The sequence below is a fragment of the Streptomyces sp. NRRL F-5727 genome (assembly GCF_000719555.1).
Classification (GTDB): domain Bacteria; phylum Actinomycetota; class Actinomycetes; order Streptomycetales; family Streptomycetaceae; genus Streptomyces.
Genome location: NZ_JOGX01000003.1, coordinates 1 through 20126 on the forward strand (window position 1 = coordinate 1; position 20126 = coordinate 20126).

At 74.2% G+C, this 20126-nt stretch carries 17 protein-coding genes; 5 read left to right on the forward strand and 12 right to left on the reverse strand.

What is annotated here, in order from left to right:
- The first annotated feature begins 126 nt into the window (after positions 1–126).
- The 3 genes from IF73_RS0102665 to IF73_RS0102675 all read left to right on the forward strand — a co-directional run bounded on the left by IF73_RS0102665 (position 127) and on the right by IF73_RS0102675 (position 4381).
- Positions 127–870: an ABC transporter ATP-binding protein gene (locus IF73_RS0102665; protein ID WP_031002988.1), complete on the forward strand. Its 744-nt coding sequence runs from the start codon at positions 127–129 to the stop codon at positions 868–870.
- Entirely contained in the window at positions 867–3728 is a 2862-nt protein-coding gene (locus IF73_RS0102670; RefSeq protein ID WP_031002990.1) for an FtsX-like permease family protein, read from the forward strand. Before IF73_RS0102665 ends, IF73_RS0102670 begins: the two co-directional genes overlap by 4 nt.
- A gap of 98 nt (positions 3729–3826) precedes the next feature.
- Positions 3827–4381, forward strand: coding sequence for a bacterial proteasome activator family protein (locus tag IF73_RS0102675; protein ID WP_031002992.1), 555 nt, complete (start codon positions 3827–3829; stop codon positions 4379–4381).
- A gap of 67 nt (positions 4382–4448) precedes the next feature.
- On the opposite strand, the gene IF73_RS0102680 is transcribed toward IF73_RS0102675, so the two are convergent.
- The 7 genes from IF73_RS0102680 to pdhA all read right to left on the reverse strand — a co-directional run bounded on the left by IF73_RS0102680 (position 4449) and on the right by pdhA (position 12513).
- Complete coding sequence (locus IF73_RS0102680) at positions 4449–5429, reverse strand: NAD(P)H-quinone oxidoreductase (RefSeq protein WP_031002993.1); 981 nt, start codon at positions 5427–5429, stop codon at positions 4449–4451.
- Between the two features lie 35 nt (positions 5430–5464).
- Positions 5465–6556 carry a potassium channel family protein gene (locus IF73_RS0102685; protein WP_031002994.1) on the reverse strand — a complete coding sequence of 364 codons (1092 nt, stop codon included), beginning with the start codon at positions 6554–6556 and terminating at the stop codon, positions 5465–5467.
- Positions 6544–7890, reverse strand: a complete 1347-nt coding sequence (locus IF73_RS39290; protein ID WP_051716491.1) for a molybdopterin-binding protein — start codon at positions 7888–7890, stop codon at positions 6544–6546. Before IF73_RS39290 ends, IF73_RS0102685 begins: the two co-directional genes overlap by 13 nt.
- Positions 7887–8786, reverse strand: a complete 900-nt coding sequence (locus tag IF73_RS42820; protein ID WP_031002997.1) for a DUF6457 domain-containing protein — start codon at positions 8784–8786, stop codon at positions 7887–7889. Before IF73_RS42820 ends, IF73_RS39290 begins: the two co-directional genes overlap by 4 nt.
- 141 nt (positions 8787–8927) lie before the next feature.
- On the reverse strand, positions 8928–10328 hold the full coding sequence (locus IF73_RS0102700; RefSeq protein WP_031002999.1) for a dihydrolipoamide acetyltransferase family protein: 1401 nt from the start codon (positions 10326–10328) through the stop codon (positions 8928–8930).
- Positions 10328–11365 (reverse strand): alpha-ketoacid dehydrogenase subunit beta, encoded by a 1038-nt coding sequence (locus tag IF73_RS0102705; RefSeq protein WP_031003001.1) that lies wholly within the window; start codon positions 11363–11365, stop codon positions 10328–10330. The genes IF73_RS0102700 and IF73_RS0102705 overlap by 1 nt, the downstream gene beginning before the upstream one ends.
- A complete protein-coding gene (pdhA, locus tag IF73_RS0102710; RefSeq protein ID WP_386723645.1) occupies positions 11362–12513 on the reverse strand; it encodes a pyruvate dehydrogenase (acetyl-transferring) E1 component subunit alpha in 1152 nt (383 codons plus the stop codon). The genes IF73_RS0102705 and pdhA overlap by 4 nt, the downstream gene beginning before the upstream one ends.
- Before the next feature lie 186 nt (positions 12514–12699).
- On the opposite strand from pdhA, the gene IF73_RS0102715 reads away from it, so the two are divergent.
- Entirely contained in the window at positions 12700–13266 is a 567-nt protein-coding gene (locus tag IF73_RS0102715) for an Lrp/AsnC family transcriptional regulator (RefSeq protein ID WP_199806605.1), read from the forward strand.
- Positions 13267–13341: 75 nt separating this feature from the next.
- Here the strand turns inward: IF73_RS0102715 and IF73_RS0102720 are convergent, their stop codons facing one another.
- A complete protein-coding gene (locus IF73_RS0102720) occupies positions 13342–13932 on the reverse strand; it encodes a TetR/AcrR family transcriptional regulator (RefSeq protein WP_031003006.1) in 591 nt (196 codons plus the stop codon).
- Complete coding sequence (locus IF73_RS0102725) at positions 13929–15479, reverse strand: 3-hydroxyacyl-CoA dehydrogenase (RefSeq protein ID WP_199806608.1); 1551 nt, start codon at positions 15477–15479, stop codon at positions 13929–13931. Before IF73_RS0102725 ends, IF73_RS0102720 begins: the two co-directional genes overlap by 4 nt.
- A 148-nt stretch (positions 15480–15627) precedes the next feature.
- Between IF73_RS0102725 and paaN the strand changes: the two genes are divergently transcribed.
- Complete coding sequence (gene paaN / locus IF73_RS0102730; protein ID WP_031003010.1) at positions 15628–17325, forward strand: phenylacetic acid degradation protein PaaN; 1698 nt, start codon at positions 15628–15630, stop codon at positions 17323–17325.
- A 31-nt stretch (positions 17326–17356) separates the two neighbouring features.
- On the opposite strand, the gene IF73_RS0102735 is transcribed toward paaN, so the two are convergent.
- Genes IF73_RS0102735 through IF73_RS0102745 form a run of 3 tightly spaced genes read right to left on the reverse strand, consistent with a single transcriptional unit; the run spans position 17357 to position 20009 of the window.
- A complete protein-coding gene (locus IF73_RS0102735) occupies positions 17357–18037 on the reverse strand; it encodes a TrmH family RNA methyltransferase (RefSeq protein ID WP_031003012.1) in 681 nt (226 codons plus the stop codon).
- A complete protein-coding gene (locus IF73_RS0102740; RefSeq protein WP_051716492.1) occupies positions 18034–19317 on the reverse strand; it encodes an HTTM domain-containing protein in 1284 nt (427 codons plus the stop codon). Before IF73_RS0102740 ends, IF73_RS0102735 begins: the two co-directional genes overlap by 4 nt.
- A complete protein-coding gene (locus IF73_RS0102745; RefSeq protein ID WP_051716493.1) occupies positions 19314–20009 on the reverse strand; it encodes a DUF5819 family protein in 696 nt (231 codons plus the stop codon). The genes IF73_RS0102740 and IF73_RS0102745 overlap by 4 nt, the downstream gene beginning before the upstream one ends.
- Positions 20010–20126 lie beyond the last annotated feature (117 nt).

Consider the following 20126-nt stretch of genomic DNA (forward strand, 5'->3'; position numbering starts at 1 on the left):
GGGGCCGGGGGGCGGGGCCGTGGGCCGGGCCCGCTGACCCGGGGCCCGCGCCCCCGTACGACCGTCTCTGTTCTTCCATCACACCGCTCACCGTGCGTTCTCCGCGCACGCCTAGGGGGACCCGCCATGTCCACACCGCCCGCCGCGCAGCCCGTGCTGCGCCTGCACAACCTGACCCGGGTCCACGGGTCCGGCGCCACCGAGGTGCACGCCCTGCGCGGCATCGACCTCGACGTGCACCCCGGCGAACTCGTCGCCGTCATGGGGCCGTCCGGCTCCGGCAAGTCCACGCTGCTCACCATCGCCGGCGGCCTCGACACCCCCAGCTCCGGCCAGGTGATCGTCGAGGGCACCGACATCACCACCGCCGGGCTCAAGGAGCTCGCCGCCCTGCGCCGCCGCAGCATCGGCTACGTCTTCCAGGACTACAACCTCATCCCGGCGCTGACCGCCGCCGAGAACGTCTCCCTGCCGCGCGAGCTCGACGGGATGTCCGCCCGCAAGGCGCGGGTCGAAGCCCTCGCCGCGCTGGAGGAGATGGGGCTCGGCCACCTCGCCGACCGGTTCCCCGACGAGATGTCCGGCGGGCAGCAGCAGCGCGTCGCCATCGCCCGCGCCCTCGTCGGCGACCGCCGCCTCGTCCTCGCCGACGAGCCCACCGGCGCCCTCGACTCCGAGACCGGCGAGTCCGTCCTCGCCCTGCTCCGCTCCCGCTGCGACGCGGGCGCCGCCGGCGTCCTCGTCACCCACGAACCGCGCTTCGCCGCCTGGGCCGACCGCGTCGTCTTCCTGCGCGACGGCGCCATCGTCGACCAGACCGTGCGCAGCGACGCCGACTCCCTCCTGACGGGCCGGGTGGCGGAGGCGTGAAGACCTGGCTCCACTCCTGGCGGGCGGCCGTCCGCATCGCCCGCCGCGACGCCTGGCGCGCCAAGGGCCGCAGCTCGCTCGTCCTCGCGATGATCGCCCTGCCCATCCTGGGCGTCAGCGCCGCCGACCTCACCATCCGCAGCGCCGAACTCTCCGTCTCCGAACGGCTGGAGCGGTCCATCGGCACCGCCGACGCCGCCTTCCGCGACGCCGGCTTCGGCGGCGTCCCCCTCTTCCAGACCCCGCAGGGCGACAACTCCGTCCCGGAACAGGACGACGAGAACACGCCCTGGCCCAGCGGCACCACCGACCCGACCAAGGTCATCCCGGCCGGCTCCCGCTGGATCACCGACACCGTGGGCGGCGCCAAGCTGACCACCGTGCACGGCCTGCTCCAGACCGACGTCCGCGAGCTGAAGGCGGACGATCCGATCGCGAAGGGCATCACCACCCTCCTCGACGGCCGCTATCCGAAGAAGGCCGACGAGGTGATCGCCACCTCCGCCTTCCTGGAGCGCAGCGGCCTCTCGATCGGCTCGACCGTTTCCGCTCGCAATTTCGACCGGCCGTACCGGATCGTGGGCTCCTACGAGCTGCCCGACACCCTGACGACCGCGCAGATCACCGCCCTGCCCGGCGCGTTCCTCGCCCCGTACGCGAAGGCCGCCGAGAAGGCCGGCGCGCCCGGCCCCGGCGCCGGCACCACCTACCTGGTGCAGCGCGCCGGTGGTTTCACGTGGAACACCGTGAAGGAGATCAACACCAAGGGCGTCCTCGTCGTCTCCCGGGCCGTCCTGCTCGACCCGCCCGCCGACTCCGAGGTCCCGTTCTACCAGCGGTCCGGCTGGGGCGACTACGGGTCCAGCGACGGCGCCGACGCCATGCTGCTCGCCTCCCTCGCCACCGTCGTCGGCCTGGCGATGCTGGAGATCTGCCTGCTCGCCGGCCCCGCCTTCGCGGTCGGCGCCCGCCGCTCCCGCCGTCAGCTCGGCCTGGTCGGCGCCAACGGCGGCGCCCGCAGCCACATCCGCGCCATCGTGCTCAGCGGCGGCCTCGTCATCGGCGTCTCCGCCGCCGTCGTCGGCACGGTCCTCGCCCTGGTCCTCACCCTGGCCCTCCAGCCGCTCCTGGAGGACTACCTGGGGCAGCGGTTCGGCGCCTTCGACGTGCGGCCGCTGGAACTCCTCGGCATCGCCCTGCTCGCCGTCCTCACCGGCCTGCTCGCCGCCGTCGTCCCGGCGGTCACCGCCTCCCGGCAGACCGTGCTCGCCTCGCTCACCGGCCGCCGCGGCGTCCGCTCCACCAGCCGGGTGCTGCCCGTCCTCGGTCTGATCGCGCTGCTCCTCGGCGGGGCGATCGCCCTCTACGGCTCCGTCTTCAGCGACCAGTTCGTCATCGTCGCCGGCGGCTCCGCCATCGCCGAGCTGGGCGTGGTCGCCATGACCCCCGCCCTGGTCGGGCTCTTCGGGCGGACCGGGCGCTGGCTGCCGCTCTCGCCGCGGCTCGCGCTCCGCGACGCCGTCCGCAACCGGGGCCGTACGGCTCCCGCGGTCGCCGCCGTCCTCGCCGCCGTCGCCGGCACCGTCGCCGTCGTCACGTACTCGGCGAGCACCGACGCCCAGTACCGCGCCGAGTACACCCCGCGGCTGCCGCACGGCGCCGTCTCCTTCTTCCAGATGGAGGAGGGCGGCCGGGACGTCCGCGCCGTCGCCGACACCGTCCAGCGCCACATGTCCGTCGACACCCGCGCCGACGTCTCCCGCATCGCCGTCGGCAAGCCCGGCTGCTCCGCCTGGGGCGAGGGCCCCGGCTGCGGGCGCTACGAGGTGATGGTGCCGCCCGCCCACGTCTGCCCGATGTGGGCGCCGACGACCGACGGCAGCGACCCCTCGCTGAAGTACACCCCCGAACAGCGGCGCACGATGATGCGCGACGACTGGCGCTGCAAGCAGGAGGAGGGCGGCGGCGTCTACGTCGACGGCGGTCTCCTCGTCGGCGACGCCCGCCTCCTGAAGGTGCTCGGCATCGACGCCCCCGGCGCCGCCGAGGCCCTCGCGGCCGGAAAGGCCGTCACCTTCCAGCGGGCGCTGGTCGCCACGGACGGCACCATCGGCGTCAAGCAGATCACCGACACGAAGGCCGCCGAGAAGGCGTCGATGGAGAACAAGCCCGCCCCGGGCAAGGTCGTCTCGGTCCCCGCCCACCTGGTGAAGTCCGGGACGAAGACCTACGGCCTCCAGGTGCTGATGACGCCCGCGACCGCGAAGGCCGCCGGACTCGGCACCGCCCCGGTCGGCGCCTACTTCAGCACCGACCGGCTGCCCGACACCGAGCAGCGCCAGAAGCTCGACGCCGAACTGGCCGGGATCGGCGCCGGGATCGACCTCGTCATCGAGGAGGGGTACGTCTCCGACGACAGCATCTTCCTGCTCGCGCTGACCGTCTTCGCCGGCCTGGTCACCATCGGCGCCGCCGGCATCGCCACCGGTCTGGCCCAGGCCGACGCCGAGGCCGATCTGAAGACGCTCGCCGCCGTCGGCGCCCCGCCGCGCGTCCGCCGCACCCTCAGCGGCTTCCAGTGCGGGGTGGTCGCCGCGATGGGCGTCGTCCTCGGCTCCGTCGCCGGTCTGCTGCCCGCCGTGGGCTTGCGGCTCACCGAGGAGCGCGAGCAGATCCGCTACCACGAGCAGACCGTCGCGGAGGGCTGGGGCGGCGACCTCACCCCGCCGTACGTGCCGATCGTGGTGCCCTGGGAGACCCTGGCGGCCCTGCTCGTCGCCGTCCCGCTCGGCGCCGCCCTGCTCGCCGCGCTGGTGACCCGTTCGAAGGGGGCCGTCGCCCGCCGCGCGGCGACCTGACACCTTTCCGTGCCGTGACCGTGCCCGGGGAGGAGGGTGGATCACCCTCCTCCCCGGGCACACCTGGTGGTGAAGCATGTGTGCGAGAGAATGGCGGCATGGAGATGCCGAGGAATGACAGGTCGCCGGAGAGCCCGCAGGTCCTCATCGTGGGACAGGACGGAATGGCTCTCGGCGGCGCCCAGGGCGACGACGAACCCCGCGAGGTCCCGGTGACGGAAATGGTCGAGCAGCCTGCGAAGGTCATGCGGATCGGCAGCATGATCAAGCAGCTTCTGGAGGAAGTTCGGGCGGCACCTCTCGACGAGGCCAGCCGGGTCCGGCTGAAGGAGATCCACGCCAGCTCGGTGAAGGAGCTGGAGGACGGCCTCGCGCCGGAGCTGGTGGAGGAACTGGAGCGCCTCTCGCTGCCGTTCACCGACGAGGCTATCCCCTCCGAGGCGGAACTGCGGATCGCGCAGGCCCAGTTGGTGGGGTGGCTGGAGGGACTCTTCCACGGCATCCAGACCGCGCTGTTCGCCCAGCAGATGGCGGCCCGCGCCCAGTTGGAGCAGATGCGCCGGGCCCTGCCGCCCGGTGTCTCGCACGACGATGACGACGAGGGCGGTGGCCGCGGCCACGGCCGCGCGGTCGGCTCGGGGCCGTACCTGTAGGGCGGTCGTACGAGGGAAGGGCCCGGCGCTTCGGACGCGCCGGGCCCTTTCGCGTTCCGTGCGGCGGCTACGGCGCGAGCAGCAGCACCTTGCCGACGTGCGCGCCGGACTCCAGGACGCGGTGGGCCTCGGCGGCCTCCTGCATCGGCAGCGTCCGGTCGACGACCGGGCGGACCGTGCCGCCCTCGACCAGCGGCCAGACGTGCTCGCGGACGGCCGCGACGATCGCCGCCTTCTCCTGGAGCGGTCGGGCGCGCAGGGTCGTCGCCATCACGGCGGCCCGCTTGGCGAGCAGCGCCCCGAGGTTCAGCTCGCCCTTGACGCCGCCCTGGAGGCCGATGATCACGAGGCGGCCGTTGAACGCGAGGGCCCGCACGTTCCGGTCCAGGTACTTGGCGCCCATGATGTCGAGGATGACGTCCGCGCCCGCGCCGTCCGTGGCCGTGCGGAGCTCCTCGACGAAGTCCTGGGTGCGGTAGTCGATCAGGACGTCCGCGCCGAGTTCGGCGCAGCGGGCCAGCTTCTCCGGGCTGCCGGCGGTGACCGCGACCTTCGCGCCGACCGCCTTGGCCAGCTGGATCGCCATCGTGCCGATGCCGCTGGCCCCGCCGTGCACGAGCAGCGTCTCGCCGGGCCGCAGGTGGGCGATCATGAAGATGTTGGACCAGACCGTGCAGGCCACCTCGGGGAGCGCGGCGGCCGTGGCCAGGTCGACGCCCTTCGGGACCGGCAGCAGCTGGCCGGCCGGGACGGCCACCCGCTGGGCGTAGCCGCCGCCGACGAGCAGCGCGCAGACCTCGTCGCCGACCGACCAGCCGGAGACGCCGGGGCCGAGGGCGGTGATCCGCCCGGAGCACTCCAGGCCGGGGTGGGGCGAGGTGCCGGGCGGCGGGTCGTAGAAGCCCTGCCGCTGGAGGACGTCGGCGCGGTTGACGGCGCTGGCCACCACCTCGACGAGGACCTCGCCCTCGCCGGGCACGGGATCGGGCACCTCGGCCCAGACGAGGGCCTCGGGACCACCGGGTTCCGGAATCGTGATCGCATGCATGGCGGCGAGGCTACTCCGGGGCCGGCGGGGAGTGCTCAGTCCTCCGGGGGTGTGGTAAGCGGGGTGACCGGGGCGGCCCGCACGATGGTGATGACCCGGTCGGTGAGCTGGAGCGGGCTGGCCTGCGGGTCGTCGTAGCCGAGCAGCCGGTGGCCGCGCAGCACGCTCACCACCAGGTCGTCGGTCTCGCGGACGCTCCGGCCGGCCTCGGCCTTGGTCACCGGGCGCTCGACGAGGTCGAGGCCGGAGCCCTGCTGGATGAGGTCCTCCATGACCGTGCCCGCGCTGGGGCTGAGCACGGAGAGGCCGAGCAGGCGGCCGGCGGCGGAGGCGCTGGTGATGACCGCGTCGGCGCCGGACTGGCGGAGCAGCGGCGCGTTCTCCTCCTCCCGGACGGCGGCGACGATCTTCGCGCCCCGGTTGAGCTGGCGGGCGGTCAGGGTGACCAGGACGGCGGTGTCGTCGCGCTGGGTGGCGATGACGACCTGGCGGGCCTTCTGCACCTCTGCCCGGAGCAGCACGTCGCTGCGGGTGCCGTCGCCGACGACGCCGACGAAGCCGTCGAGGTTGGCCGCCTCGATGACCTTGCCGGAGGGGTCGACGATGACGATCTGGTCCTTGCGGAGACCGGTGGCGCAGAGGGTCTGGATCGCGGATCGTCCCTTGGTGCCGAAGCCGACGATCACGGTGTGGTCGCGCAAGTGGGACCTCCACTTCTTGAGGCGGAACTCCTCGCGGGTCCGTTCCGTGAGGACCTCGAGGGTGGTGCCGACCAGGATGATCAGGAAGAGCACGCGCAGCGGCGTGATCACCAGGATGTTGACGAGCCGAGCGGAGTCGCTGAACGGGACGATGTCGCCGTATCCGGTGGTGGAGAGGGTGACGGTCGCGTAGTAGGCGGCGTCGAGGAAGTCGACCGTCCCGTTGGCGTTGTCGTGGTAGCCGTCCCGGTCGGCGTAGACGATGAGGACGGTCAGGAAGAGGACCCCGAGGGCCATCAGGAGGCGCCGGCCGACCTGGCGGAGCGGGTCCACGCTCCGGCTGGGCAGATGGATCCGCGCGCCGGTGACCTTTTCGTCGGCATGGCGGGCCATGACGTCACGGCTGGGAAGTTTCACGTGAAACATGCTCCTTGGGCGGACGGCGTCTCGGTCGGCCGGGGCAGGGCGAGCAGTTCGAGCCGCCGGCCGGGCTCGGCGCCGCCGGGCGGGACGACGGCCATGGCGTCGGCGGCGGCGATGCCGCGCAGCATGGCGGGCCCGTTGTAGTGCAGGGGCACGGCGGTTCCGTCCCGGTGGACGACGGGGACGAGACGGGTGTCGTACGGATGGCCCTGGACGGCGTCGTGGACGGGCGCGCGGGGGGCCTCGGCGGCTGCGGCCGGCTCTTCGGTGAGGGCCGCGAGAAGAGGCGCGGCGAGCGTGAGGAGGCCGGAGACGGCGGCGAGGGGGTTGCCCGGCAGGCCGACGAGGTGGCGTCCGGGGTCGAGCCGGGCGAGCAGCATGGGGTGGCCGGGGCGGACCTTCACGCCGTCGACGAGGAGGGTGGCGCCGGCCTTGTCGAGGACCCGGTGGACGTGGTCCACGGGCCCGGCGGCGGTGCCGCCGGTGGTGACGACGAGTTCGGCGGCGGAGCCCGTGACGGCGTCGTACAGGGCCTCCGCGTCGTCGCCGATCCGGCGCGTCGCCAGGACCTCGGCGCCGAGCGCCGTCAGCCAGGGGCCGAGCATCGGGCCGAGCGCGTCCCGGATGAGGCCGTCGCGGGGGAGTCCGGAGGTGAGCAGCTCGTCGCCGAGGACGAGGATCTCCACCCGGGGGCGGGGCAGCACGGCGGGCTCGTCGTAGCCGGCGGCGGCCGCGAGGCCGAGCACGGCCGGGCCGACGACGGTGCCGGCGGGCAGCAGCTCGTCGCCGGCGCGGCACTCCTGGCCCCGGGGGCGGATGTCCTGCCCGGTCACGACCGCACGGAGGGGGTGCAGCAGAACCGTTCCGGCCGGGGAGTCCGCCGGGGGGCCCACCGGAGAGCCGGCTGGGGAGTCCGCCGGGGGGTCCACCGGAGAGTCGGCTGGGGAGTCCGCCGGGGAGCCCGCCGGAGCCTCCGTGCGCGCGTGCTCGCTGCGGACGACGGCGGTGGCGCCGGCGGGGACGCGGGCGCCGGTGGCGATCCGCACCGCCTCGCCGGGGGCGAGGGCGGCGGCCCCGGCGTGCCCGGCGAGGACCGACTCCTCGCGCACGGTCCAGGGGCCCGGTCCCGCGACCGCCCAGCCGTCCATGGCGGAGCTGTCGAAGGAGGGCAGGTCGGTGAGGGCCCGCAGCGGTTCTGCGAGGGTCCGGCCGAGGGCCTGCCCGAGCGGTACGCGGACGGGCGGGCGGCCCGCGGCCGCCCGGGCCTCGGCTCCGGCGCGGGCGGCGCGGGCGCGGGCCTCGGGCCAGGGGGTGGCGCGGTGGTGCCCGTGGGTCATCCGGCCTCGTCCTGTTCGGCCGCCCATCGCTGGGCGAGCGCGGCGGCCTTGCGGGCGGCCTCGGCGACCGCGTCGGCGGGGGCCGTCCCGTCCTCGGCGGCCTTCGCCGCGGCGTAGCCGACGAGGAAGGTCGTCAGCGGCGCGGCGGGGCGGGCGACGCCGTGTGCGGCGTCGCGGGCCAGGTCGAGCAGGACGCCGGTGTCGACGTCCAGGTCGAGGCCCAGTTCGGTCTTGACTGCGGTGATCCATTCGTCCAGCACGGCTCCATGGTCCCTGATGCGGGCCCGGGCCGTGGCGATGTCCTCCCAGGTGTCGCAGTCGAAGGAGGCCGCCGGCTCGTCCGGGCCGACCGGGACGCGGACGAACCGGAGCCCGCCGGTGAGGTCCCGGAGGGGAAGGTGGTCGAGGCCGCGGTGGGCGTGCCGCAGCCCGTCGAGCGCGCGGCGCAGCGGTCCGGCGCGGTAGACGGCGACGAGCGGCTGGTCGCGCCCGTCGGCGTCGGTGAGGAGCGCGGCCTCGGCGTCCGGCGCGGCGTCGAGCGCGGCGAGGAGCCGGCCGACGGTCGCCCCGCCGAGGAACGGCAGATCGGCGGAGAGGACGAGCAGGACCCCGGGGTCCTGCTCCGCCGGGACCGGCTCCGGGGTCTGGAGCGCCTGGGCTCCGGCGTCGAGGGCGGCCACGGGGCCCGTGCCGATCCGCTGCTCACGGGTCCAGCGGACGGGCCGGACGGTCGGGCGGGGGTCGCCGACGACCACGGTCCGGCGGGCCCCGGCGCAGGCGCCGAGCACCCGGTCGAGCAGGGCCAGGCCGCCGACCCGTACCCCGGGCTTGTCCACGCCGCCGAGGCGCCGCGCGGCGCCCCCGGCGAGCACGACGGCGTCGTATGCGGTGGTCACCCCAGCAGTATGGTCCGCCGGCGGCCGCCGGCGCCCCGGCCGGTCTCCTGGTGAGACGGGCCGGGGCCAGCCGGCCTGCGGTCACCGGGGCCTGCCGGGCCTGCAGTCACCAGGGGGCCGGCCGGGCCGGTGGTCGTCGGCTCAGACGGTGCGCAGCAGCACCGCGGGCTGCTCGACGCAGTCCGCGACGTACCGCAGGAAGCCGCCGGCCGTGCCGCCGTCGCAGACCCGGTGGTCGAAGGTGAGCGAGAGCTGCACCACCTGACGGACGGCCAGTTCGCCCTGGTGGACCCAGGGCTTGGGGATGATCCGGCCGACGCCGAGCATCGCCGCTTCGGGGTGGTTGATGATCGGCGTGGAGCCGTCCACCCCGAACACCCCGTAGTTGTTGAGGGTGAAGGTGCCGCCGGTGAGGTCGGCCGGGGTGAGGGTGCCCTGCCGGGCCGACTCGGTGAGCCGGGCGAACTCCTCGGTCAGCGACTCGGCGGTCCGGGTCCCGGCGTCCCTGACCACGGGGACGACGAGCCCGCGCGGGGTCTGCGCGGCGAAGCCGAGGTGCACCCCGGGGAGCCGGACGATCTCGCGGGCGGCCGTGTCCACGGTCGAGTTCAGCTCGGGGAAGCGGGCCAGGGCGTGGACGCAGATCCGGGCGAGGAGCGCGAGGAGCGAGATCTTCGGCCCGCCCGCCGCGTTCATCGCCGCCCGCGCCGCCATGAGTTCGGTGGCGTCGGCGTCCACCCAGCAGGTCGCGTCGGGGATCTCGGTGCGGCTGCGGGAGAGCTTGTCGGCGACGGCTCCGCGCACCCCGCGCAGCGGGATCCGCTCCCCGGCCGGGGCGGTGCCCGTGGCGGGGGCGGCGGCCGGGGCCGCCACGGCGGGCGTCTCGCGGGCGGCGAGGGCCCGCTCGACGTCGGCGCGCAGGATCAGCCCCTCGGGGCCCGAGCCGCGCACCTCCCGCAGGTCGAGGCCCCGGTCGCGGGCGAGCTTCCGCACGAGCGGGGAGATGACCGCGACGGGCCCCTCGGGGACGGCCACCGCGGCGGCGGCCGCCGCGACGGTACCGGCCCCGGCGAGGGGGCCGGCCGTCGTGGGGGGACCGGCCGTCGTCGCGTTCGGCGTGGGGTGCGCGACGGCCGGGGACTGGGGGCGGATCCGGCGGCGCCGGGCCGCGGGGCCCGCCGTGCCGTAGCCGACGAGGACGTTGCCCGAGTACTCCGAGGAGACGGCGGACGCGGCCTCCGCCGCCTCGGCGGCAGGCGCGGGCGCGGGCGCGGCGGCCGGAGCCGTGCCGGCGGAGGCGCCGACGGCGACCGTCAGGAGCGGTGCGCCGACGGGCAGTTCGGTGCCCTCCTCGCCGAAGCGGGCGGTGACCACGCCCCCGTACGGGCAGGGCACCTCGACCATCGCCTTGGCGGTCTCGACCTCGACGACCGGCTGGTCGATGGCGACGACGTCGCCGACGTTCACCAGCCAGCGGACGATCTCGGCCTCGGTGAGTCCCTCACCGAGGTCGGGGAGCTTGAACTCCAGGACCTGGGCCATCAGTTCCCCGCCTCCCACTGGAGCCGCGCGACCGCGTCCAGGACCCGGTCGACGCCCGGCAGGTGGTGCCGCTCCAGCATCGGCGGCGGGTACGGGATGTCGAAGCCCGCGACCCGCAGCACCGGCGCCTCCAGGTGGTGGAAGCAGCGCTCGGTGATCCGGGCGGCGATCTCCGCGCCCGGGCCGGCGAAGCCGCCGGACTCGTGCACCACGACCGCGCGGCCGGTGCGCCGCACCGACGCGGCGACGGTCTCCTCGTCGAAGGGCACGAGCGAGCGGAGGTCCACGACCTCCAGGTCCCAGCCCTCCGCGGTGGCCGCCTCGGCCGCCTCCAGACAGACCGGCAGCGAGGGGCCGTAGGTGATCAGGGTGGCGCTGGTGCCGGGCCGGCGGACCACGGCCTTGCCGATCGGCTCCACGCGCGCGGGGGCCTCGGGCGACCAGTCCGACTTGGACCAGTAGAGCCGCTTGGGCTCCAGGAAGACGACCGGGTCGTCGGAGGCGATCGCCGCCCGCAGCAGCCCGTAGGCGTCCTCGACGGTCGCCGGGGTGACCACGTGCAGGCCGGGCGTGGCCATGTAGTAGATCTCGGAGGAGTCGCTGTGGTGCTCGACGCCGCCGATCCCGCCGCCGTACGGCACCCGGATCACCATCGGCATCGGCATCGCGCCGCGCGTCCGGTTCCGCATCCGCGCCACGTGCGAGACGAGCTGCTCGAACGCCGGGTAGGCGAACGCGTCGAACTGCATCTCGACCACCGGCCGCAGGCCGTACATGGCCATGCCGACGGCGGTGCCGAGGATGCCCGCCTCGGCCAGCGGCGTGTCCGTGCAGCGGTCCTCGCCGAACTCCTTGGCCAGCCCGTCGGTGACCCGGAAGACCCCGCCGAGGGTGCCGACGTCCTCGCCCATCACGTGGACGGTCGGGTCCTCGGCCATCGCGTCGCGCATGGCGCGCTGGAGCGCCTGTGCCATGGTGGCCGGCTTGGTCCGGCCCGCCGCCTTGGCGGCCGCCGCGCCGGTCGTCGCCGTCGTCATCGGCTCTCGCCCTCCGCTTCGAGTTCGGCCCGCAGCTGCGCCGCCTGCTCGCGCAGCTGCGCGGTCTGCTCGGCGTAGACGTGGGTGAAGAGGTCCATCGGGTCGAGTACCGGGTCGGCGTTCATCCGCTCGCGCAGCTCCGCCGCCATCGTCTCCGCGGCCTCGGCCGCCGCCCGCCGGCCCTCCTCGTCGAGCAGGCCGCGCTCGGTCAGCTCCCGTTCGAGGAGGAGCACCGGGTCGTGCGCCCGCCAGGTCTCGACCTCGCCGTCCGCGCGGTAGCGGGTGGCGTCGTCGGCGTTGGTGTGGGCGTCGATCCGGTAGGTGATCGCCTCCACGAGGGTCGGTCCGCCGCCGCGCCGCGCGCGGGCCACGGCCTCGGTGAGGACCTGGTGCACCGCGACCGCGTCGTTGCCGTCCACCAGCCGGCCCGGCATGCCGTACCCGACGGCCTTGTGGGCGAGCGAGGGGGCGGCGGTCTGCTTGGCGAGCGGCACGGAGATCGCGAAGCCGTTGTTCTGCACGAGGAAGACCACCGGCGCCTGCCAGACGGCGGCGAAGTTCAGCGCCTCGTGGAAGTCGCCCTCGCTGGTGCCGCCGTCGCCGACCATGGCGAGCGCGACCACGTCGTCGCCCTTCAGCCGGGCCGCGTGGGCGAGGCCCACCGCGTGCGGCAGCTGGGTGGCGAGCGGGGTGCACAGCGGCGCGATGCGGTACTCGCGCGGGTCGTAGCCGGTGTGCCAGTCGCCGCGCAGCAGGGTCAGCGCCTGCACGGGGTCGAGGCCCCGGGCGACCGCCGCGAGGGTGTCCCGGTACGACGGGAAGAGCCAGTCCCGCTCTTCCAGGGCGAGGGCGGCGGCGATCTCGCACGCCTCCTGGCCGGTGGTGGACGGGTAGACGGCGAGCCGGCCCTGCTTGGTCAGGGCGGTCGCCTGGGCGTTGTACCGGCGCCCGCGGACCAGCTCCGCGTAGAGCCGGCGCAGCAGCGCGGGGTCGGCGTCGGCCACCGCGTCCGTGCCGAGCACGCGCAGCGGCTCGGCGTCGGGCAGCAGCGGTGCGGGGTCGGTCCGCGGACGCCAGGCCGGCGGCGGGGTGGGCCGGTAGGCCGAGTCGGCGAGCGGCTCCTGGACTGTCGAACTGCGCTGTTGCAACGAGTCCACCTCCTCGTGGGAGCGGGCATAAGACCCGAAGGCGGGTGGCGCGAGTGTGGCGCGCCTCACCTACCGATTGTTCGGTCGTGGAGGCATTTTGGCTACAGGCACCTCCAGCCTGTGGACAAACGGTTCTCCACAGCCTGGGATAGAGACAGGTCGTCCACCGGAGAGAGGCGGGGGGACATGGCGGATGAACAAATGGCCGTCGCCCGGGGCGGGACCCCGGACGACGCGACGGGCGACGCCGCGGGCGAGGTGCTGAGCGCTCCCCCGGGCACGCCGGCGTACGCCGCCCCGGCACGCCCGCTGGACGCGATAGACCGGGACATCCTGCGGCTGCTCCAGACGGACGGCCGCGCCTCGGTGCGCTCCGTCGCCGAGCGCGTGCACGTCTCCCGGGCCAACGCGTACGCCCGCATCAACCGGCTCATCGACGACGGCGTGATCCGCGGCTTCAGCGCCCGGATCAACCACGAGCGGGCCGGCCACGGCGCCTCCGCCTACATCACGCTCAAGATCGTCCAGAACTCCTGGCGCACGGTCCGCGAACAGCTCGAAGCGCTCCCCGGCGCCGCGCACATCGCGCTGGTCAGCGGCGACTTCGACGTCCTGCTGCTGGTCCACACCCCGGACAACCGCACCCTGCGCGAACTGGTCCTCACCCGCCTCCAGGCGATCCCGGAGGTGCTCTCCACCCGCACCCTGCTCGTCTTCGACGAGATGGACCTGAACGCCGACCCGAGGCCCTGAGGGCGTCGCACGCGGAAGAGTACGAGAGGGCCCCGGGAAGTTCCCCGGGGCCCTCTCGTACGCCCGCCAGAGCCCTCAGCGGGCCTTCCGCAGCCCGTCGAAGGCCAGGTGGGCGACGGTCTCGGCGAGCTGGTCGCGCTCCGCCTGGTCCGGATGCGGCCGGTACCACTCCACCAGCGAGTTGATCATGCCGAAGAGGAGCCGGGTCGCGAGCCGGATGTCCACGTCCGAGCGCAGATCGCCCTCGGCGGCGGCCGCCCCGAGCAGCTCGGCCACCCGGTGGTCGAACTCCCGGCGCCGCTCCATCGCCCACCGCTCGGTCGCGGTGTTGCCCCGCACCCGCAGCAGCAGCGTCACGTACGGCAGCTCGGCTATCAGCACCTCGACGGTCCGCCGGGTCACGTACTCGACCCGCTCCACCGCCCGGCCGCGCACCGCGCCCGGCTCGTCGAGGATCGCGAAGAGCCCGTCCAGCGCCCGGCTGACCGCCCGCCGCAGCAGCTCCTCCTTGCCCGCCACGTGGTGGTAGATCGAGGACTTGGAGATCCCGGCCGCCTTGGACAGGTGCTCCATGGACGTGCCGTCGTAACCGCGCTCGTTGAAGACCCGCACCGCGACGGAGAGCAGGGTCTCGGGGGTGTAGGTGTCACGTCGGGCGGTGGTCATCGCTCCTCCTCGGCGGCCTCGGCGTATCCCAGGCGCATCAGCGCCAGGCTCGGCGTGTACCGGGCGCCCGGGTACCGCGTGTCCATCTCGTCGAGCAGGGCGGCGAGCCGCCGGTGTCCGACCTTCCGCGCCCACTCCAGCGGGCCCGCCGGATAGTTGACCCCGAGCCGCATCGCCGTGTCGATGTCCTCGGCGGAGGCCACCCCGCGGGCGACCGCGTCGGCGGCGAGGTCGGCGAGCATGGCGACCGTCCGGGCCACGATCATGCCGGGCAGGTCTCGGACGACGGTCACCTTCTTGCCCAGGGCCTGGAAGAGGCCCACGGCCTCGGCCAGGGCGTCGGGGGCGATGCCCTCACGCGCGGAGAGCGCGATCCGGGTGGCGGACGCGTAGTCGAGCGCGAGGTCGAAGGAGACGATGTCCTCACGGTGGTACTCGAACGAGGTCTCCCCGTCCGCGAGCACCAGCTCGACACCGGCCGGCAGCTGGATGAACCCTTGGCCCTTCTTGCGCCGGACGGCGATCCCCGCCTCCTCGACCAGCCCCACCAGCGCCTCGGCCGGCCCGAGGTCGCCGCGGACGGTGATCCGCTCCGGCGCCTTCGCGGGCGCCTCGGTGCGCGGCTCGGGCCGCTCCGCGCCCTCCGCGTACGGGAACCAGCCGTGGCCCGACTTCCGGCCGAGCCGCCCCGACTCGACCAGCCGCCGCTGCGCCAGCGACGGCGTGAACTTCGGGTCCTGGAAGAAGGAGTCCCACACGGAGCGGGTCACGGCCTCGTTGACGTCCTGCCCGATCAGGTCGGTCAGCTCGAAGGGGCCCATCCGGAAGCCGCCGCACTCGCGCAGCACCGCGTCGATGGTGGCCGGGTCGGCGCCGCCCTCCTCGTACACGCGGAACGCCTCCGCGTAGAAGGGGCGGGCGATCCGGTTGACGATGAAGCCGGGGGTGTCGGCGCAGCGCACCGGCGTCTTGCCCCAGGCCAGGACCGTCTCGTACGCGCGCGTGGCGGCGGTCTCGTCGGTGGCGAAGCCGCGGACGACCTCGACGAGGGGGAGCAGCGGCGCCGGGTTGAAGAAGTGCAGGCCGACGAAGCGGCCGGGGAGCCGCAGCCGGCCGGCGATGGCGGTGACGGAGAGGGAGGAGGTGTTGGTGGCGAGGAGGGTGTCGTCGCCGACGGCCTTCTCCAGGTCGGCGAAGAGGCGCTGCTTGACCTCCAGGTCCTCGACGATCGCCTCGACGACGAGGGCCGCGTCGGCGAGCTCGGCCAGGTCCTCGGCGGCGTGCAGCCGGCCGGCGGCGGTCTCGCGGTCGGCGGCGGCCATCCGCCCCTTCTCGACCAGCCGGTCCAGGCGGGCGCCGATCGCGGCGACGGCCTCGGCGGCCCGGCCGGGGGCGCTGTCGTAGAGGCGTACGGGGTGGCCGGCGACCAGTGCCACCTGTGCGATCCCCTGGCCCATCGTGCCGGTGCCGACGACGGCGACCGTCCGGTCCCGCCCGATTGCCTCGTCCATGGTGGCGCTCCCCCTGACGGTGCCGTTGGCACGCATGTCCGCTTCGCTGCCGGCGCTCATAGGAGTGATCCTCCCCGATCGGTTTTCCACAGGATCGACGGACCCCCTTGTCCCGACCGATCGTTCGGTTACTCTAACTCCGTACGCGTCTCCCTGCCCAGCTCGACGAGGAGTTGGTCCATCCATGGCCACCGCCCAGCCGACCACCGACGTTCTGGCCGAGAAGCACCGGTCCACGCTCGATCAGGCCCTCGCCACCATCCGCAGCCGTGCCTACTGGTCGCCCTACCCGGAGCACCCGAAGGCGTACGGGGCGGACGGCTCGCTCGACGCCGCCGCCGGTCTCGCCGCCCACCAGGCGGTGCTGAACGGCCGCTTCGACCTCGACCAGCCGGGCACCGACGGCTGGACCGGCGGCGAGGTGTCGCCGTACGGCCCCGAGCTGGGCGTCGAGTACCCGCACGCGGACGTGGACGTGCTGCTGCCCGCGATGCGCGCCGGCCTGCCCGCCTGGCGCGACGCCGGTCCGGAGACCCGCGCCCTGGTCTGCCTGGAGATCCTGGCCCGGATCTCGGCCCGCACCCACGAGTTCGCCCACGCGGTCATGCACACCAGCGGCCAGGCGTTCATGATGGCGTTCCAGGCCGGCGGCCCGCACGCGCAGGACCGCGGTCTGGAGGCGGTGGCGTACGCGTACGAGGAGCAGACCCGCACCCCCGCCGGCCGGGCCGCCTGGTCCAAGCCGCAGGGCAAGCGGGACCCGCTGGAGCTGAGCAAGGAGTTCACCCCGGTCGGCCGCGGCGTCGCCCTGGTCATCGGCTGCAACACCTTCCCGACGTGGAACGGCTACCCGGGCCTGTTCGCCTCGCTCGCCACGGGCAACGCGGTCCTGGTGAAGCCCCACCCCCGCGCGGTCCTCCCGCTGGCGCTGACCGTGAAGGTCGCCCGCGAGGTCCTCGCCGAGTCCGGCTTCGACCCGAACCTGGTGGCGCTGGCCACCGAGCGCCCGGGCGAGGGCATCGCCAAGACGCTGGCGGTCCGCCCGGAGATCCGGATCATCGACTACACCGGCTCCACCGAGTTCGGCGACTGGCTGGAGGCCAACGCCCGGCAGGCCCAGGTCTACACGGAGAAGGCCGGCGTCAACACGGTGCTGATCGACTCCACCGACGACTACAAGGGGATGCTGTCCAACCTGGCGTTCTCGCTGTCCCTGTACAGCGGCCAGATGTGCACCACCCCGCAGAACCTGCTGATCCCCCGGGACGGCATCACCACCGACCAGGGCCCCAAGTCGTACGACGAGGTGGTGGCCGACCTGGCCGGCGCGGTCGGCGGCCTCCTCGGCGACGACGCGCGGGCCAACGCCCTGCTCGGCGCCCTGGTCAACCCGGACGTGAAGGCCCGCCTGGAGGCGGCCGCCGGTCTCGGCGAGGTGGCGCTCGCCTCCCGCGAGGTCGCCAACCCGGACTTCCCGGACGCGGTCGTCCGGACCCCGGTCATGGTGAAGCTGGACGGCTCGAAGCCGGACGCGGAGGCCGCGTACCTCTCCGAGTGCTTCGGCCCGGTCTCCTTCGCCGTCTCGGTGGACTCCACCGCCGACGGCCTGGAGCTGCTGCGGCGCACGATCCGCGACAAGGGCGCGATGACGGTCGGCGCGTACACGACCTCCGCCGACACCGAGCGGGCCGTGGAGGAGATCTGCCTGGAGGAGTCGGCGCAGCTCTCGCTCAACCTGACGGGCGGGGTGTACGTGAACCAGACGGCCGCGTTCTCCGACTTCCACGGCTCGGGCGGCAACCCGGCGGCGAACGCGGCGCTGTGCGACGGCGCCTTCGTCTCCAACCGCTTCCGCGTCGTCGAGGTGCGCCGCCAGGCGTGACCCGAGCTCCGCGGCCCGGCGTGCCGGTCTCCTATGCGGGGGCCGGCACGTCGGCGTAGCGCTGGATCCAGGCGTGCATGGCGATCGCGGCGGCCGCCCCGGCGTTGATCGACCGGGTGGAGCCGAACTGGGCGATCGAGCAGACCGTCCGCACATGGCGGCGGGCCTCCTCGGTCAGCCCGGGCCCCTCCTGCCCGAAGAGCAGCACACAGCGGCGGGGCAGCACGGTCCGCTCCAGCGGCACCGAGCCCGGCAGGTTGTCGATGCCGATGATCGGCAGGTCCTCGGCGGCCGCCCAGGCGGTGAGCGCCTCCGTGTCGGGGTGGTGCCGCACGTGCTGGTAGCGGTCGGTGACCATGGCGCCGCGCCGGTTCCAGCGGCGCCGCCCCACGATGTGCACCTCCTTGGCCAGGAAGGCGTTGGCGGTCCGCACCACCGATCCGATGTTGAAGTCGTGGCCCCAGTTCTCCACGGCCACGTGGAAGTCGTGCCGGCGGGTGTCCAGGTCGGCGACGATCGCCTCCCGCGTCCAGTACCGGTAGGCGTCCACGACGTTGCGCCGGTCGCCCTCGGCCAGCAGCTCGCGGTCGTAGCGCGGGTCCTCGGGCCACGGCTCGGGGTGCGGGCCGACGCCGACCTCGGGGCCGTAGCCCTCGTCGTACTGCAGCGGCTCGGCGCCGGCCGGGACGGGGTTCTCTTCGGTGGTGCTCACCCGACGAGGGTACGGGGGGCGGCCTCGCCGCCCGCGTCCCCGCCGGACGGCCCCTCGGCGGGCTCCCCGGCGGGCCGCTGCGGGGGCGGCTCCGGGGCGGTGTCCTTCCGGCGCAGCAGCCGGTCCCGGCTGCGGGCCGCGCGCGCCCCGAGCCACACCAGGAAGACGGTGGGCAGGAAGACGGCGTCGGCGGCGATCATCGCCATCGAGAAGGCCGGCAGGCCGAGCAGCAGCGCGATTCCCGCGTGCTCCAGCATCATCACGACGAGCAGGACGTTCTTCACCTTGCGCTTGAACAGCGTGAAGGGGAAGGCGACCTGCACGATCACGGTGCCGTAGCTGAGCAGCATGACCATGATCCCGCTGGAGGCGAGGAGCTCGGAGAGGGCCGGCCAGGGCGTGAAGTAGTCCAGGTGCAGCGGGTAGAAGAGGGCGGTGCCGTCCTGCCAGCGCGAGCCCTGGATCTTGTACCAGCCGGCGGTGGCGTAGATCAGACAGACCTCGGCCATGAGGACCACGAGCGTCGCGTTGTGGGTGAGGTTCGCGAGGACGTCCAGGAGGACGCGGGGCTCGCCCGGCGCGTACTGCTCCACCAGCCACCACAGGCCCTGGCCGAGCCAGAGCACCCACAGCAGCACGTACATCCACCACTCGCCGGTGAGCGGGCTGAACCAGGTGGCGGCGACCAGGAAGCCGCCGAGGACGATCCAGAGGACCGGTCCGGCGAGTTCCACCCGCCGGGCGGCCTCCTCGCCCCGGGCCGCCTTGCGGGCCGCCCGCCGGGCGTCCAGGGACCACACCTGGCCGCAGCGGAGCAGCGTGAGGTAGAGCGAGACGAGGTGCACCACGTTGTCGCCGCCGTCGCCGAGGAAGACGGACCGGTTCTGCAGCGACAGCGCGCCGACCATGAAGACCACCGACATGGCCCGGGTGTGCCAGCCGACGAGCAGCAGCGCGGCGGCCACCACCGCGAGCCCGTAGACCACCTCGAACCAGAGCCGCCCGTCGGACCACATCAGGACCGAGAACGCCCGGTTGTCGGCGATCAGCCGGCGGGCGAGGTCGAACGACCAGGGGCCGTCGGGGCCGTACATCTCGTGCCGGTGCGGGAACTCCCGCAGCAGGAAGAAGAGCCAGGTCAGTGAGAAGCCGATGCGGACGATCGCGGTCTGGTACGGGCCCAGCGCGCGCGAGGTGACCGTCTGCGCGGCGCGGGCCAGCCTGCGGTCGAAGGGCACGCGCGCCGGATCCGCGGCCGGTGCGGGTCGGGGGGCGGTCATCGGCTCGTCTCCGTACGGCTGCGGTCGGCGTCGGTGATGTCCCACCACGGCATGGTGCTGATGGAGGGGGTGGTGGAGCGCTTCTCGGTGCTCCAGTGCGGGGCCTGCACCGGACGGAGGACCCGGCGGAGCTGGATCCGCTCCACCGTCCCGCCGACGTCCGCGCGGGCCTGCGGGCCCTCGATGCGCGGCAGCACGATACGGCGCATGTACTGCTCCGACAGGCGGCCCCGCATGCCCTTCGGACGGCCCTCGTCGTCGTGGGCGTTGCCGTACCAGTCGATCGCCCGGCGCAGCTGGTTCTGCTGGGTGTGGCTGGGGAAGACGTTGCCCCGGACGTCCTCGACGTCCTGCGCGGTGAGGTCGATCCAGCCGGTGGTCCGCCGGATGCCCGACGCGTCGGCGACCTCGGCGCGGACCTCGACGGAGACGTTCTGCTGGAGCGGATTGGGGGCGAAGAGCTTCCAGTTCTGCTCGAACTCGGGGTAGATCCAGTCGTCGACGGCCTGGCCGTGCTGCTTGGTGATCGTGTTCGACGGGGCCACGTGCAGGAAGACCATGGCCAGATGCAGGCAGGCGAGGACGGCCAGGGCGGCCAGCGCCACCGCGGCCACCACCTGGTACGGCATGGACAGCGCCAGGATCCCCCCGGCCGGCCGCCGCTCCCCGCTGCCGTCGATGTGCGCGCTCATCCCACCCCGTTCCCGGGCTTCCCGACCCGATCCCGTCCCACCGGTGACCCGCTCGTTGCGCCCCGAACGGAGCAGGCGGTTATCCACAGGGTTGACACCATACGGGCCGCCGACCCA